This window comes from Paraburkholderia hiiakae, from assembly GCF_904848665.1.
GTDB classification, from domain to species: domain Bacteria; phylum Pseudomonadota; class Gammaproteobacteria; order Burkholderiales; family Burkholderiaceae; genus Paraburkholderia; species Paraburkholderia hiiakae.
The window spans coordinates 184,199-199,662 of record NZ_CAJHCQ010000013.1; the positions used below are offsets into that span (position 1 = coordinate 184,199).

At 64.1% G+C, this 15,464-nt stretch carries 14 protein-coding genes and 1 pseudogene; 9 read left to right on the forward strand and 6 right to left on the reverse strand.

Translation table 11 applies throughout. The features are described from left to right. The first annotated feature begins 302 nt into the window (after nt 1-302). The 6 genes from JMY28_RS24085 (at nt 303) to JMY28_RS24110 (ending at nt 7,123) form a co-directional block, all read left to right on the forward strand. Complete coding sequence (locus tag JMY28_RS24085) at nt 303-1,508, forward strand: cation:proton antiporter (RefSeq protein ID WP_201698404.1); 1,206 nt, start codon at nt 303-305, stop codon at nt 1,506-1,508. Between the two features lie 55 nt (nt 1,509-1,563). Beyond that, on the forward strand, nt 1,564-2,679 hold the full coding sequence (locus tag JMY28_RS24090) for a YbdK family carboxylate-amine ligase (RefSeq protein ID WP_201698405.1): 1,116 nt from the start codon (nt 1,564-1,566) through the stop codon (nt 2,677-2,679). A 765-nt stretch (nt 2,680-3,444) separates the two neighbouring features. Beyond that, the gene (locus JMY28_RS24095; RefSeq protein WP_042266031.1) at nt 3,445-4,083 is read left to right on the forward strand and encodes a MarR family winged helix-turn-helix transcriptional regulator; all 639 of its coding nucleotides are present in this window, start codon (nt 3,445-3,447) and stop codon (nt 4,081-4,083) included. A gap of 263 nt (nt 4,084-4,346) precedes the next feature. Beyond that, nucleotides 4,347-5,075: a glutamine amidotransferase gene (locus JMY28_RS24100; RefSeq protein ID WP_201698406.1), complete on the forward strand. Its 729-nt coding sequence runs from the start codon at nt 4,347-4,349 to the stop codon at nt 5,073-5,075. Nucleotides 5,076-5,203: 128 nt separating this feature from the next. Continuing rightward, a complete protein-coding gene (locus JMY28_RS24105; protein ID WP_201698407.1) occupies nt 5,204-6,316 on the forward strand; it encodes an NADH:flavin oxidoreductase/NADH oxidase in 1,113 nt (370 codons plus the stop codon). A 300-nt stretch (nt 6,317-6,616) separates the two neighbouring features. Continuing rightward, complete coding sequence (locus tag JMY28_RS24110; protein WP_201698408.1) at nt 6,617-7,123, forward strand: SET domain-containing protein; 507 nt, start codon at nt 6,617-6,619, stop codon at nt 7,121-7,123. Nucleotides 7,124-7,202: 79 nt separating this feature from the next. On the opposite strand, the gene JMY28_RS24115 is transcribed toward JMY28_RS24110, so the two are convergent. After that, nucleotides 7,203-8,771 carry a sensor histidine kinase gene (locus JMY28_RS24115; protein ID WP_201698409.1) on the reverse strand — a complete coding sequence of 523 codons (1,569 nt, stop codon included), beginning with the start codon at nt 8,769-8,771 and terminating at the stop codon, nt 7,203-7,205. A gap of 194 nt (nt 8,772-8,965) precedes the next feature. Beyond that, nucleotides 8,966-9,652 (reverse strand): response regulator transcription factor, encoded by a 687-nt coding sequence (locus JMY28_RS24120; protein WP_027815974.1) that lies wholly within the window; start codon nt 9,650-9,652, stop codon nt 8,966-8,968. A gap of 106 nt (nt 9,653-9,758) precedes the next feature. Here JMY28_RS24120 and JMY28_RS24125 point away from each other — a divergent pair, with 106 nt between their 5' ends. Further along, nucleotides 9,759-9,989, forward strand: coding sequence for a DUF3717 domain-containing protein (locus JMY28_RS24125; RefSeq protein WP_028203283.1), 231 nt, complete (start codon nt 9,759-9,761; stop codon nt 9,987-9,989). 103 nt (nt 9,990-10,092) lie between these two features. On the opposite strand, the pseudogene JMY28_RS24130 reads toward JMY28_RS24125, so the two are convergent. Together JMY28_RS24130 and phhA are read right to left on the reverse strand one after the other, a co-directional pair. Then, nucleotides 10,093-10,416: pseudogene (locus tag JMY28_RS24130) on the reverse strand (4a-hydroxytetrahydrobiopterin dehydratase); the annotation flags it as partial. A 181-nt stretch (nt 10,417-10,597) separates the two neighbouring features. Continuing rightward, on the reverse strand, nt 10,598-11,491 hold the full coding sequence (phhA, locus tag JMY28_RS24135; RefSeq protein ID WP_201698410.1) for a phenylalanine 4-monooxygenase: 894 nt from the start codon (nt 11,489-11,491) through the stop codon (nt 10,598-10,600). Nucleotides 11,492-11,632: 141 nt separating this feature from the next. Between phhA and JMY28_RS24140 the strand changes: the two genes are divergently transcribed. Then, nucleotides 11,633-12,124 (forward strand): Lrp/AsnC family transcriptional regulator, encoded by a 492-nt coding sequence (locus JMY28_RS24140; protein WP_028203286.1) that lies wholly within the window; start codon nt 11,633-11,635, stop codon nt 12,122-12,124. Between the two features lie 47 nt (nt 12,125-12,171). On the opposite strand, the gene JMY28_RS24145 is transcribed toward JMY28_RS24140, so the two are convergent. Together JMY28_RS24145 and JMY28_RS24150 are read right to left on the reverse strand one after the other, a co-directional pair. Then, on the reverse strand, nt 12,172-12,696 hold the full coding sequence (locus JMY28_RS24145; protein WP_201698411.1) for a class IV adenylate cyclase: 525 nt from the start codon (nt 12,694-12,696) through the stop codon (nt 12,172-12,174). Nucleotides 12,697-12,901: 205 nt separating this feature from the next. Next, nucleotides 12,902-13,789, reverse strand: coding sequence for a LysR family transcriptional regulator (locus JMY28_RS24150; RefSeq protein ID WP_201698412.1), 888 nt, complete (start codon nt 13,787-13,789; stop codon nt 12,902-12,904). Nucleotides 13,790-13,901: 112 nt separating this feature from the next. Between JMY28_RS24150 and JMY28_RS24155 the strand changes: the two genes are divergently transcribed. Continuing rightward, nucleotides 13,902-15,425 (forward strand): CoA-acylating methylmalonate-semialdehyde dehydrogenase, encoded by a 1,524-nt coding sequence (locus JMY28_RS24155; RefSeq protein WP_201698413.1) that lies wholly within the window; start codon nt 13,902-13,904, stop codon nt 15,423-15,425. Nucleotides 15,426-15,464: the final 39 nt, after the last annotated feature.

Below are 15,464 nucleotides of genomic sequence, written 5' to 3' on the forward strand. Positions count from 1 at the left end.
CCGGCGCACTGCTTGCCGCAGCGTTTTGCCGTAGCGTTTGCCGCACGAATTGCCCGCACTCGCCGCAGGAAGCGCTAATTCGCGCCAGCTCGCCATGTCGTCAGATCGTTGAGCCAGCCGGCTGCATCGGTTGGCGCGAACCGCGCCAGGTGCGCAGCAAGCAGGCACCGGACGGGGAGTAGAGGTGTCGTTCGCCTCGCGCGGCACGCGGCTTGCCTGCTAGCCAGCCGTATGTCGATCTAACGTCGGACAGCCGGATTCGATCCCACGCAAGATGTCGTTGCCAAGGAGAAGCCACCACGATGAAGTCGGCGTTTTCGTTTTTTCCCGCCTGGCCGTTGCCACTCGACGGTATTTTCTGGGCCGGGCTCGCGCTGCTCGCCGCCGGTTTGTGCGGCGAGCTTTGTTATCGGGCGTGGCGCTTGCCGCGGATCTCGGGCTATGGCGTGATCGGGCTCATAGCCGGATCGGCCGGGTTTGGCGTGATCGACGCCAATGTCGGCACGTCCGCGCGGCCGCTGCTCGACGTTGCGCTCGGCCTGCTGCTGTTCGAACTGGGCAGCCGGCTCGACCTGCGCTGGATCCGCCGCAATCCCTGGCTCATCCTTTCGAGTCTCGCCGAGGCCTCGCTCACCTTTGTGCTCGTGCTCGCGGTGCTGCTGTTTCTTTCCGTGCCGACGATGATCGCGCTCGTCGTGTCCGCGATCGCCATGGCGACGTCGCCTGCCATGGTGATCCAGCTCAAGACAGAGTTGCGCGCGGAAGGCCAGGTCACGCAACGCTTGCTCACGCTCACGGCGCTCAACAGCATGTATGCGGTGATCGTGGAAAAGCTCGCCTCGACCTGGCTGCATCAGGAAATGTACGGCAACGTATTCGCGACGATCCTGCAGCCGCTCTATCTGCTGATCGGCTCGCTGATTCTCGCGTTCGTGCTCGCCCGCGCGTGCACGCTGTTTTACCGGCGGCTGAGCCCGCAGGACGAGCACTCGTTTGTCGCGCTCTTCGGCCTCGTGCTCCTCGCGATTGCCATTGCGCACCTGCTCAAGCTTTCGACGATCCTGAGCCTGCTTGCCGCCGGCATCATCGTGAAGAATCTGGAGGCGCGTCCGCAATTGTGGCCGCAGCATTTCGGCACGGCCGGATGGCTGCTTACGGTGATTCTGTTCGTGCTCACGCTCACGACCTTCGAGTGGCACGACATTCTCGTGGGCGGCGCGGCCGCGGCAGGGCTGATCGTCGCGCGCCTCGTGGCCAAACTCGTCGGCGTGCTGATGTTCGCCAAACCGAGCGGGCTGCACTGGAAGCAGGGTGTGGCGCTCGGCATTGCCTTGACCCCGATGTCGGCGCTCGCGCTGCTGCTTGTCGAGGACACCTACGAGCTTTATCCGACGTTCGATCCGCGCCTGCGCGCGATCATTCTTTGCTCGATCGTCGTGCTGCAGCTCTTCGGACCCTGGCTGGTCTATCGCGCGCTTACGCTCGTCGGCGAACGCGGCGAAAAATGAATCTCGCGTCGCGCGCGGCCAACGGCATGCGCGCGACGCCCTGAAAGGGGACGCCATGTCACTCGAAACGTTTGTCGATTCGAAGCCGTTCACGTTCGGCATCGAACTTGAAATGCAGATCGTCAACACGCACGACTACGATCTGACCAAGGCGGGTAGCGACCTCATGCGCCTCATCAAAGATCAGGAGATTCCGGGCAACATCACGCCCGAAATCACCGAAAGCATGATTGAGCTTTCCACCGGTATCTGCACCAATCACGAGCAGGCCGTGGCCGATCTGCGCAAGATTCGCGACGTGCTCGTCGCCGCGGCCGATCGTCTCAATGTCGGTCTGTGCGGCGGCGGTACGCACGCGTTCCAGCAATGGAGCGACCGGCGCATCGTCGACACCCCGCGCTTTCAGTATCTTTCCGAGCTGTACGGTTACCTTGCGAAGCAATTCACGGTGTTCGGCCAGCACGTGCATATCGGCTGCCCGGATGCGGACAGCGCGCTTTTCCTGCTGCACTCCCTTTCGCGCTTCATTCCGCATTTCATCGCGCTCTCGGCGTCGTCGCCCTATGTGCAGGGTGTGGACACCGGATTTCATTCGGCACGACTGAATTCCGTGTTCGCGTTTCCGCTGTCGGGCCGCGCGCCGTTCGTGCTGAGCTGGGAGGAGTTCAAGGAGTACTTCTCGAAGATGGTGCACACGGGTGTTGTCAACAGCATGAAAGACTTCTACTGGGACATCCGCCCGAAACCCGGTTTCGGCACGATCGAGGTGCGCGTGATGGACACGCCGCTTTCGGTGGAGCGCGCCGCTGCGATCGCCTGCTACATCCAGACGCTCGCACGCCATCTGCTCACCGATCGACCGATCGCGCCGCTCGAGGACGACTATCTCGTGTACACGTTCAACCGCTTCCAGGCGTGCCGCTTCGGCCTCGCCGGCACCTGCGTGAATCCGCAAACGGGCGAGCGGCGTACGATTTCCGAAGACATTCTCGAAACGCTGGATCGGATCGCGCCGCACGGCGAAGCGCTCGGCTCGACGCGCGCGCTCACCGAGATCGGCACAATCGCCCGCGCGCAGAATAACGACGCCACCTGGCTGCGCAGCGTGGTGGCCGAGGAAAAATCGCTGCACGAAGCTGTGCGGCAACAGTGCCTGCGCTGGCGCGCCTGACGGGAATCAAAAAAGGGAGCCGGCGGACGCACAGGACCACTGACCGATTTTCGCGGGGTGCCAGAAGCGCCCCGCGCCGGCAAAACAGGATGCAAGGGCAGCTTTCGGGCTGCCCTTCGTGCTTTCAGGGGCCGGGAAGTGGGCAAGAAGCGGGTAACAAGTGGGTCAAAAACGGGTCGCGTTGGTTCCGCGCGCCACTTTTTTCGAGGTGGATGAAATTTTTTTTGCTGGCTTCGAGGTACCTGGGGGTTCTTATTTTTTTGACCTGGGTCCCGACATGGGCCATATTCATGGACAAACGGCCCCACGCCGCTGTGGGCAACCATCGATTTCCCTGCAAACTCAATGGACTACGTAATGATTGGTTAGCGACAATCGGGCAGATTCCAGTTGCGTTCGAGACAGAAATCCGCGATAACCTGCATGAGTCATGGGGCGACGATTGCGAGCAGCCAGGAACCTGTCCACATAGCAATGGCGTGCTTATCAACGGGTTATCCACAATTCACGTTGGATAAGTTAGCTGTGCGATTTGCCGCTCTCGCATAGAATGTCGGTTTGCTGCACTGGCGTCGGGACTTGAAGGATGTTTTCGGGGCCTGCGGCAAGGAAAATGACAGTGCAACGCAGCTATGGCGTGCGCGTTGCAGGTTTTTTCCAGATGGTGCGGCGTTCGGGATGACCGGGCGCCAGCGTTCCCACAGGCCGTCGGTCAAAGCGGCGGCTGACGATGCAGCGCAAGCTGCCAATAACCAGCGAAAGACTATGAGCGAAGGCGTATATGGAGAGCAGGCAGCCGGGCGGGTGACCCATAGCCTGCTGCGACTTAGCACGGCTATGCGGAGCCAGGCGTGGGACTGGGCCGAAGGCGCAGGACTCACGCCTACCCAGGGCGAAATTCTCGTGCTGCTGATGCAGCGCAAGGGGCCGATGCGCCTCGGCGAGATCGCGCGTGAAACGGCCCTCACGGCCGCTACCACCAGCGATGCGGTGAGCACGCTCGAAACCAAGGGGCTCGTCGAAAAGCGTCGCGCGCTCGACGACGGCCGCGCACTCGCGGTGCGTCTGACCTCGCGCGGCCGCACGGCGGCGAAGAAGGCGTCGCAGTGGCCTGACTTCCTGTCGAAGGCGGTCGGCACACTGAAGGCGGACGAACAGTCCACGCTTTATCGCACGCTGCTCAAGACGGTTTATCTGCTCGAATCGCAGGAAACCAGCCCGCAACACCGCATGTGCCTGACCTGCTCGCATTTCGAGCCGAGCAAGAACCCGAAGAAGACGCCGCATCACTGCCAGCTTCTGAACATCGATATGGCTGACACCGATCTGCGTCTCGATTGCTCGGTCTACGAACAGGCCGACGTGACGACCCAGAAGAAAAACTGGAAGATCTTCGCGGTTTAAGGCCAAAGCTGCGCCGCCGCCCCAGGGCGGCCGGCGCGCGTTGACGCCTGCGCGCGTCATGCATGTAATGCACGGCAATGCGAAGCATCGCGATGTCGATTGCGTGCCGGTATTGTGTGCGTGGCGATTTGTGTAGTTCTCGCAAGTATTTGCCACAAGTATTTGCCACACGTTTTATGGCACGACCGTAGGCGCAAGCGTTCGCAAGCGCCGTACAAAAACGGTAACGTGCAGCCGTCCACAGCCGACCCGGGAATTTACCGATGAATCGCGAAGTATTGGCTGTGCGCCATGTCTATTTCGAGGACCTCGGCAGCTTCGAACGTGTGCTCGGCGACCGCGGACGCCCCGTGCGCTACGTCGACGTCGGCTTCGCGCGCGTTGGCGCGCTCAATCCCTTGTCGGCGTCGCTCATGGTCGTGCTCGGCGGCCCGATCAATGCGTGCGACGACGCACGCTATCCCACCCTGGTTCCTCTTGCCGCGATGATCGAAAAGCGCGTCGCGGCGGGTCTGCCCACGCTCGGCATTTGCCTCGGCGCGCAGCTCATCGCGCGCGTGCTCGGTGCGCGCGTGTATGCCGGGCCCCAGCCCGAAATCGGCTGGACGCCGCTCACGCTCACCGACGCTGGCCGCGCCTCACCGCTGCAGCACCTCGACGCCGCGGCGACCTCCATGCTGCATTGGCATGGCGATACCTTCGATCTGCCGCAGGGCGCGACGCGTCTTGCTTCCACGCCGCTGTGCGAGAACCAGGCGTTTTCATGGGGCGACCACGTGCTCGGCCTGCAATGCCATCCCGAAGTGCGCGCCGACCGCTTCGAGCCCTGGCTGATCGGTCATGCCGCTGAAATCGCCACCGCGGGCGTGGATGTCAACGCGCTGCGCGGCGATACGGCGCGCCACGGCCCGACGCTCGAAGCGCAGGCGAGCCGCATGTTTGGCGAATGGCTAGACGCCGTCGACGCACGCATGGCGGCGCGCCAACCCTGACGCACGCCTGAACCCGAGCTGAACCACCTCACGCGGGCGCACGTCGCGTACGCGTTGTTCCCTGTCGAACGCGTGAAAAAAGCGCGTGATATTCTCGGACGCTTCTGCCAACCGTCCGTGGACCTCCCATGAGCAAGCTCTTCACTCCGCTCGAACTGCGTGGCGTGACGCTCGCCAATCGCATCGTCGTCTCACCGATGTGCCAGTACTCCGCCGAGCGTGGCGAAGCCAACGACTGGCACATGATCCATCTCGGCCACCTGGCGCTTTCGGGCGCCGCGATGCTTTGTATCGAAGCGACGTCCGTCGAACCCGACGGTCGTATCACGCCGGGCGATCTCGGCCTCTGGGACGACGTGACCGAAGCCGCGCTCGAGCCCGTCATCGCCGCTATCCGCCGCCATTCGCCAATTCGCGTCGCCATGCAGATCTCGCACGCGGGGCGCAAGGCATCGAGCCATGTACCGTGGGAGGGCGGTCAACTGATTTCGGTCGCCGACGGCGGGTGGCTGCCGCACGCGCCTTCGGCGCTCGCGCACAAGGAGGGCGAGGCGCCACCGCTCGCACTCGACGTCGCGGGTCTGAATCGCGTGCGCGATGCGTTCGTGGCCACGGCGCGCCGCGCTGCGCGTCTTGGCATCGACGCCCTCGAAATACACGCGGCGCACGGCTATTTGCTGCACCAATTTCTCTCGCCGATCGCGAACCAGCGCAGCGACGAGTACGGCGGCTCGCGCGAGAACCGCATGCGTTTTCCGCTCGAAGTGTTCGACGCCGTGCGCGCCGAATTTCCCGCCGATCGCCCGATTGGTGTGCGCGTTTCGGCAACGGATTGGGTTGAAGGAGGCTGGACGCCTGAGGACACTGTCGTGCTCGCGCAGGCGCTCAAGGCACGCGGCGCGGACTGGATCGACGTGTCGTCGGGCGGTGTGTCGCCTCTGCAAAGAATTCCGCTCGAACCCGGCTATCAAGTGCCGTTCGCACGCCAGGTGAAGGCCGAAACCGGCATGACGACGATTGCGGTGGGCCTCATCACCGACGCCTTGCAGGCCAACCAGATCGTCGAAGACGGCGAAGCCGACATGATCGCGATGGCGCGCGCGATGCTCTACGATCCGCGCTGGCCGTGGCACGCCGCGGCACAACTCGGCGCGAGCGTGAGTGCGCCACCGCAATACTGGCGCTCGCAGCCGCGCGAGTTGAAGAAGCTATTCGGCGAGACGACACTCGGTCAGCGCTGATACGCTGCGCGCGGCGCTTGTCTCACGGCGCATATGGGTTGAACGAAAGAGGCGCGAGCGTGTACGATGCCGTCTGTGGCGCGCCGGGCGTCGCATGAGCGCGGCGCCCAATCGGCGCCGCGTTTGCGTACGGAGCGCGACGAGGCAGGACGCGAAGTTTGATGCAAGGGCCGATGCAAGGCCAGGCAGACCGTCAGGCACGGCTTCATGAGAGAGCCGCAGGCGGCGCGCGAGGATGTGTTCCAAGCCGCCTGTCATGACCGGGACAGTCTCCCCCAGTACTTCACAAGGATTCATTCAATGAGTGAACGCAGGATCGTCGTGCGCCAGTCGGGCGTGCACGGCAAGGGCGTGTTTGCGGCGGTCCCCATTGCGACCGGCGAACGACTGATCGAATACAAGGGCGAGCGCATCTCCTGGAAGGAAGCGCTGCGGCGTCATCCGCATAATCCTGACGAGCCGAATCACACGTTCTATTTCGCGCTCGACGACGGCGACGTGATCGACGGCAAGGTGAAGGGCAACAGCGCGCGCTGGATCAATCACTCGTGCGCGCCGAACTGCGAAGCCGAGGAAATCGAAGGACACGTCTATATTCACGCGCTGCGCGATATCGCGGAAGGCGAGGAACTCTTCTACGACTACGGCCTCGTGATCGACGCGAAGCAGACGAAGAAGCTCAAGCGTGAATACGAATGCCGTTGCGGCGCCCGCAAGTGCCGCGGCACAATGCTCGCGCCGCCCGACGACGACAAGTCTGCGAAGGGCGCAAAAGCGGCGAAGGGCAAGAGCAAAAAGAAGAAGTAAGCGCCGCAACGCGCGTCGCATCGCATCAAGCACAAGGGCCGCATGAGCGGCCCTTGTCGTTTTCGTGGCGTTTGCCGCCTCAGAGATCGATGCTCGCCTGATGGGTCGGTTTCTTCTCGCGTGGCGGTTCGTCGGACTTGAGCGTCTGGAGCTGTGCGGTCTCGGTGGCGCTGCCTTCCTTGCTGTCTCGCTTGTCTTTGACGTCCGTGCGCACCGGCGTGCGGAGATTCGCGAGCGGCACACGCACGATGAAGCGCGCACCGCCTTCCGGTGCATCGTCGTAGTGCACGCTGCCACGATGCAGCGCCATGATGTCGTGGACGATTGCGAGACCAAGGCCCGCGCCGCCGTCCACGCCGTTCTCGCTCTGGGCGTCGCCTCGGAAGAAGCGCTTGAAAAGATCCGATTGTTGCAAAGCGGGCACGCCGCCGCCGTTGTCTTCCACGATGATCTCGGCCATCGGTACGCCGTCTGCGGAGGACTGCGAAACAGTCACGGTGATACGGCCGCCCTCTAACCGCGCGGGCGGCAAATATTTGAGCGCGTTGTCCAGCAGATTCGCGATGACCTCGTGCAGCAGCACGGGGTTGCCGCGCACCATCAACGGCGTGTCGTTTTCGGGGTCGTCGAGGCGCTGGAAACCGAGGTCGACATGGCTCGCCAGCGCGCGCGGCACCCACTCGGCTCCTGTCTCGAACGCGAGCGCGGCCATGTCGATATCGACGAAACGCGCGGCTTGCTCACCCGGCTCCGCGCGAGCAAGCGAGAGCAACTGATTGGACAGACGCACCGCGCGATCGGCGGCCGCGCGCAGCTCGCGCACGGCGTCGTTGACCTTTTGCGGCTCGCGCGCATTCACGGCCTGTTCGGCGTGCAGCTTCACCGCGGTGAGCGGCGTGCGCAACTGGTGGGCCGCGTCGGCGATGAACTTGCGCTGCGCGTCGAGCGCGGTCTTCAGACGGCCGAGCAGCGCGTTGAGTGCGCCGGTGAGCGGACGGATCTCGACGGGCACGTAGGTCTCGTCCACAGGTTCGAGGGACGTGTGCGTCTGGCGGTTGAGTGAGTCGGCGAGCGCGGTGAGTGGGTTGAGCTGCTGGTTGACCACGCGCCACACGATGACCCAGCCGGCGAGCAGCAGGAGCAGCAACGGCATCATGATCGCGACGAGAAATTCGGCCGCGATGCGAAAGCGATGATGCACAGGCTGACCGACTTCCACGACGATCGGGTTGCCGTGTGTCTGCGGCACCCGCACCTGGGCGACGCGCACGGTCACGCCCTTATAGATCGTTTCGAACACGTACGCGTAGTGCATGCGGCGCACGTTGGTGCCCTGCAGCGGCAGATCGTGATCGCCCGCGATTTCGGTTTCGCCGTTGCTGATGCGATAGATGAGGTGCTCGACGGGGTCGGAAAACATCGCCTGCGCGAGGGGCGGGACGGTACTGGCGGCATCGTCGCCGGCGATTTGGATCTGCCGGGAAATGGCCGTGGCGAGGTCGGCGAGCGAGCGATCGACTACGTGCTGCGTGTACTGCCAGGCGAGCCAATAGGCGATCAGGCCGCTCATCAGTGCGAGCAGCGAAAGCGGGGCGGCGAGGCGCCGTAGCAGCGTGCGCCGCAGACTCGTTGCGGCCGGTGAGGACATGATGGCTTCGGGGCGAATAATGAATCGTGGGTGCGGCGGCGTGCGCCACACGGGATCGATCCATTGTACGCGGGCCGCGGGCGTGGCGGCTGAAGTCCCATTGATGCGCCATTGAAGGGCCAATGAAGGGCCATCAAGCGCAAACGGCGGCGGAATGTTCCGCCGCCGCTGGCTGGCTCAGGAAGCGAGGCGGATCAGGCCGCCTGGCGGATTTCCTGCAGCAGGTAGCCGAAGCCGCGCACCGTGACGATTTCGACGCGGCAGTTCTCGAGCTTCTTGCGCACGCGGTGCACGTAGACTTCGATCGCGGTGTCGCCGAGATCGCCGCCGAAGTGCGTGAGGTGGTCCTGCAGTTGCGCCTTGCTCACCACGCGGCCATGACGCAGCAGCAGCATTTCGAGCACGGCGAACTCGCGCGGCGAGAGTTCGAGCGGCTTGTCGTCGTTGAAGATGCGGCGATCGACGCCCGACAGGCGCACGCCGCCGAGCGACACTTCGGGGCGCGGCACGTCGCCGTGCGGGCCGCTGCGGCGCATCACGGCGCGAATGCGCGCTTCAAGCTCGGCCGGTTCGAACGGCTTGAGCATGTAGTCGTCGGCGCCGGAATTCAGGCCCTGGACGCGGTCGTTCAGTTCGTCGCGCGCGGTGAGCACGATAACGGGCGTGTGGCGGTTGCTTTGGCGAAAGCGCGAAAGCAGCGTCATGCCGTCGATGCCCGGCAGGCCGAGATCGAGGATCACGAGCTCATGGCGATTCTGCGTGAGGGCCTGTTCGGCGAAGATGCCGTCGTGGACCATGTCGACCGTGAAGCCGGCTTGTTCGAGGCTGGACTGGATGCCGCGTGCGATAGGGCGGTCGTCTTCGATCAGAAGGAGTCGCATGGGATTCGCTCAAGTACAATGGGTTTTAGCGTTCAGGCACGCAGTTCGCGAAGCGTCGCTTGCTGAGCTCACAGCACAGCCCGACGGTTGCGCGATCACGATCCACATGTCCGATATTTCGATCACCGAACTCGAAGCCGCGATCAACTTCTGGCGCAACCGCTCGCCTTCGATTGGCGACGAACTCGCGTTGTGCCAGGAGGCGAGTGCGCTCTCCAAGCCTTATGCGCTGCTGATTGTACAGCGTCAGAACGCCATATCACCGGAACGTTTAGACCCGATTGCCCGAGCTGCCTGGGAGTCTTACGTATCCATCAAGAATAGCCTTCAAAGCTGAAGGTTTGAAGGCCACACACCCTGCATTATGCTTTCACGACACGCTGTGCGTGAGTTGTGTGCACTTGCCCTGCGCACAGCGTACCCATGTGTAGTCCCGCTGCTTATGCGCTGAGCGGTCCCGGCGCAATCGAGTCGATGAAGCGCGCGAGTTCGATGTCGCGCGAGGTGAGGCCGTCGGCTTCGTGAGTGGAAAGCGTGATTTCCACGCGGTTGTATACGTTGAACCACTCGGGGTGATGGTTCATTTCCTGCGCCTTGATGGCCACGCGCGTCATGAAGCCGAATGCCTCATTGAAGTCGGCAAAGCGGAAATGGCGCTGGATCGCATCGCGGCCGGCGACGGCCTGCCAGCCGCGCAGGTCGGCCAGTTGCGATGCGCGCTCTTCGGATGTGAGTCGGTTGATCATCGTTGCACCTCTGTTGAGCTTGGGGCCAGGCGTGCGCCGTTAGCCGATCAGCCATTTTTTCACTTATGGGACGCGTGTGCGAGCGGTCCGGTCAAGCAACGTGCGCTAGCTGGGGCGCAAAGGGCAGTTGGTGCCGCGTTGCGCGCCGTGTTGCGTCCGATGTTGCGCCTATCTGTCGCGCTGCCCAGCCGCCTTTCGTTCAGACGTCTCCGTCATCGAGCCAGCCCTCGCCTGTGCCGCGCGTGATGATCGTGTCGCTGTGCAGCACGTCGCCTGCCGCGTGAGGCTGCGCCGCGATGAGCGCCGCCGGATCGTCAAGGCGCGAGGCAATGCCCGTGCCCAGCGCTTCGAAGAGCTGGGCGAACGAGTCGATCACAAAGTAGGTCTTCTGGAATGTGTCGATGCGATAGCGCGTGCGCAGCACGCGGTCGAGGTCGAACGCCAGCCGGTTCGGCGCCGCGCTTTCGACGCTGTAGAGCATCTCGCCCTTGCTCGACACGATGCCGGCGCCGTAGATCTTCACGCCGTTGGGCGTGCTCGCGTCGCGCATCAAACCGAACTCCACCGTGTACCAATAGAGCCGCGCGAGCAACGGCAACGCGCGCTCCTCGACGGCAAGCGCGGCACGGCCATAGGCGTGAATCGCATCGGCGAAAGTGGCGTCGGTGAGCAGCGGCACGTGGCCGAACAGGTCGTGGAAGCAGTCGGGTTCCTGCAGATAGTCGAGCTGATCGGGACGGCGCATCCACCAGGTGACCGGAAAGCGCCGGTTAGCAAGGTGTTCGAAGAATATGCGGTCGGGCACGAGGCCCGGGACGGCCACGATGCGCCATCCGGTTGCCGCCATCAGACGCTCGTTCACCTGCTCGAAGGAGGGAACGTGGGAAACATTCAGGCCGATGCGCGTGGCGCCCTCGAGGAAGGCCTCGCAGGCGCGACCTTCGAGCAGCGCGCGCTGGCGCCGGTAGAGCTGATCCCATACGGCGTGATCGGCCGCGCCGTAGCGTTCGAGCGGCTGGTCTATCGTGAAATCGGGACGGGTGGTGAGACCCGCGTCGAACTGCTCCTGCAGTTTCGCGGTGGCGGCGGCCATGTTCGTAACGCTCCACTAAAAAGGCTTGCTGTGATGCAAGTCTAGAGCGATTGGCGCGCGGCATGTGCGCGTACTGAACGTGATTTACATCAAATATGCAATAATCGAGCGCTATCAAGTCAATCAATGCGGATTTAATTCATGCTCGAACTCGACCATTTCGATCTGGCGCTCCTCGACGTGCTGCAGCGCTTTGGCCGCGCCACGCATCAGCAGCTTGGCGAGCAGGTGCCGCTCTCGCCCTCGCAGATCGGCAGACGGCTGCAGCGCCTCGAGGCCTCGGGGGTGATCGACGGCTATCGCGTGGTGCTGCGGCCCGAAAAGCTCGGGCTGGGCGTGACCGCGTTCACGAGCCTCAAGCTCAAGCATCACGGGGATTCGATCATCGAGCAGTTCCAGCAGCAGATCGACGTGCTGCCCGAGGTGCTCGAATGCCACGCCGTGGTGGGAGACGCCGATTATTTGCTGCGCATTGTCGCGCCCGATCTGAACGCGCTCTCGACCTTCGTCATGAAGAAGCTCATGCGCGTGCCCGGCGTGGACAGCGTGCGCTCGAACATCGTGCTGACCACGTTCAAGCGCAACGGGCCGCTGCCGCTCGGTCATCTGGAGCCGGGCGCGCCGGCGGCGTGAGCGGAGGGCCCAAGAGGGCCGAAGGGCCCGCTTGCTGATTGAAGATGTCAGGCCGCGCTGGCCGTATTGAGCAGATCCACGTAAGCCACGGCGACGAGATCGCTTTCATCCACGCCGAGCTTCGCGAACACCGCGTGCGCTTCGGCTTCGCCGCCTTGCTCGTCGTCCTCGGGGCCGAGCACCACTTCCAGCTCGACAAAGTCGCCCAGGCCGTCCACGCGGTCCAGATGAATGCGCGTGCGGCCCGCCAGATACACGTGGCGCTCCTTCGAGACAATGCCGCGCGTGGTGAGCGCCGTGGCGAGCAGCGAGTGCATGGCCTCGGCATTGGTGACGGGGCTGCGCGTGTAGTACGAGGCCTTCGGGCCGTCGCGGTCGTCGCGCTGGTAGAAGATCAGCTCGGGCGGCGTGCCGTCGTCGAACTGGCGCAGCTTCAGGCGGCCGCGCGGTACATCGTAGAAGAAGTCCTGCTGGCGAAAGATCAGCGGCGCATCGGATGCGAGCTGGGAAGCGCGCTCGCGCAGGGCGTCGAACTGACGGGCGCGGGCTTTGATTTCGATGTTGCGGGCCATGCAAGGCTCCTGTCGAACGAAGGGAACAAGGGGAACGATGGGAGAGGCTGGAAACGCGCCGCGCAGGGTGAGCACACCGGCAGGCGTGCTGAAAACGCGGAGCGAATTCCCAATCTATCAAAACTTGTGTGACAGCGCTGTTACGCGAGCCGTTCGGCGCTCACGTCAGACATGAACGGCGTACGCGCGTCTTCATGAGCGCGGCTCATATCGCCCACTGCGTTTCGATCGACTTGAGCGCCGCCGCGATGGTGGGTTCGTCGCGCCGCGCGGCGAGCGTGATGAAGGTGAGCTCCGTGGGCACCGCCACGCCTTCGACGATGGCGAGCCCGTGCGCGTGCGCTTCGGCGAGGGCCGTGGAATCGCGCGCGAGCGTGAGGCCCACGCCCGATTTCACGAGATCGAGCATCGACGGTTCCTGGTCCACCTCGGCCACCTTCACGGGCCTCGCATGCGCGGCCTCGAAAAGCGTGGTGAGCAGGCGATTGTGCGCGGAGGCGGGCGGCGTCCAGATCCACGGTAGCGCGGCGAGCGCGCGCCAGTCCCGCGCGTCCTTCACGCGCTCCTTCCAGCCCGCAGGCGCTAGCACACGATACTGAAAGCGCGTGAGCGTGATGGCGTGGAAGGTATCGGGGGCGGGCGTGGGCTGGCCGATGTAGTAGCCCACGTCGAGTTCGCGCGAGCGCACCTGGTCGAGCACCCAGCCGGACATGCCGTGGCGTAGCGCCGTTTCGATCTGCGGCCAGGTTTCGACGAGCTGGCGCAGAAAGCCGCCCAGGCGCAGGAAGGCCGGATCGAGAATGGTGCCGATGCGCAAGCGCCCACGCACCTCGTGCCGCAGCGCAGCAGCGGCGCGCTGCACGTCGCCGGCGGCGGCGAGCGCGCGCTCGGCGTGCGGCAGCAGCGCCTGGCCGTCACGCGTGAGCGTGAGGCCGTGCGAGGTGCGCGTGAAGAGCGAGACGCCAAGCTGCTCCTGCAAATGCTTGATCTGCAGGCTCACGGCCGGCTGCGTGAGATGCAGGTGGGTGGCCGCGCGCGTGAGGTTGCCCTCGCGCGCGACCGTGACGAACGCTCGAAGCAAGGTCAGGTCCATATCCTGATATTAAACCGCCTTATATCGCTGTTGAGCATTAATCATTGGATCGCGCCCCGGCGTCCCGATTACGCTAAGCGCATCGAGGCTTCACGACAGAAGAGGCACACACATGGGCGAGACACATCAAAGCGATGCGGGCGTGCGTACGCTGACGCATTTCGTCAACGGCAAGCCGCTGGCCGGCACGAGCGACCGTTACGGCGACGTATTCAATCCGGCGTTTGGCAAGGTGAGCGCGCGCGTGCCGCTCGCCACGGTGGCCGAAGTCGACGCCGCCGTAGCCGCCGCGCAGGCCGCGTTTCCCGCGTGGGCGGAGATGGCGCCCATCAAGCGCGCGCGCATTCTCTTCAAGTTCAAGGATCTGCTCGACCAGCATCACGACGAACTCGCTGAATTGATCACGCGCGAACACGGCAAGGTGTTCTCTGATGCGAAAGGCGAGGTGATGCGCGGCATCGAGGTGGTCGAGTTCGCGTGCGGCATTCCCAACCTGCTGAAGACGGACTTCACCGACCAGATCGGCGGCGGTATCGACAACTGGAATCTGCGCCAGCCGCTTGGCGTCGTGGCGGGCATCACGCCGTTCAATTTCCCGATGATGGTGCCGTGCTGGATGTTCCCCATCGCGCTCGCGTGCGGCAACACCTTCGTGCTCAAGCCTTCGGAGCGCGATCCCTCGGCTTCTGTGCGGCTTGCCGAACTGCTCAAGGAAGCGGGTTTGCCCGACGGCGTGTTCAACGTCGTGCACGGCGACAAGGTGGCCGTGGACGCGTTGCTTGCGCATCCCGAGGTCACGGCGCTGTCGTTCGTCGGCTCGACGCCGATCGCCGAGTACATCTACACGGAAGGCACGAAGCGCGGCAAGCGCGTGCAGGCGCTGGGCGGCGCGAAGAATCACCTCGTCGTGATGCCGGACGCCGATCTCGACCAGGCCGTCGACGCCCTGATCGGCGCGGCATACGGTTCGGCCGGCGAGCGTTGCATGGCGATTTCGGTTGCGGTGGCCGTGGGCCATATCGCGGACGAACTCGTCGAGCGCCTCACGCCGCGCGTGAAGACGCTGCAGATCGGCAGCGGCATGGACGGTGCCTCGGAAATGGGGCCGCTCGTCACGGGAGCGCATCGCGCGAAGGTGCAGGGCTATATCGAGGCGGGCGTGGCGGCGGGCGCGAGGCTCGTGGTGGACGGGCGCGGCCACGAGGTGGACGGCCATGAGGACGGCTTCTTCATGGGCGGCACGCTGTTCGACGACGTGAAGACCGACATGACGATCTACAAGGAAGAGATCTTCGGGCCGGTGCTTTCGGTCGTGCGCGTGCCCGATTTCGCGAGCGCCGTCGAGTTGATCAACGCACACGAATTCGCCAACGGCGTGTCGTGCTACACCTCGGACGGCGGCGTCGCGCGCGCGTTCTCGCGCCAGATCAAGGTGGGCATGGTGGGCATCAACGTGCCGATTCCGGTGCCGATGGCGTGGCACTCGTTCGGCGGCTGGAAGCGTTCACTGTTCGGCGATCACCATGCTTATGGCGAGGAAGGCGTGCGCTTCTACACGCGTTACAAGAGCATCATGCAGCGCTGGCCCGACAGCATCGCCAAGGGCGCGGAGTTCACGATGCCGGTGGCGAAGTAGGCGAGCAGGAGCTGGGCGACTTATGAAGCATAACGAAAT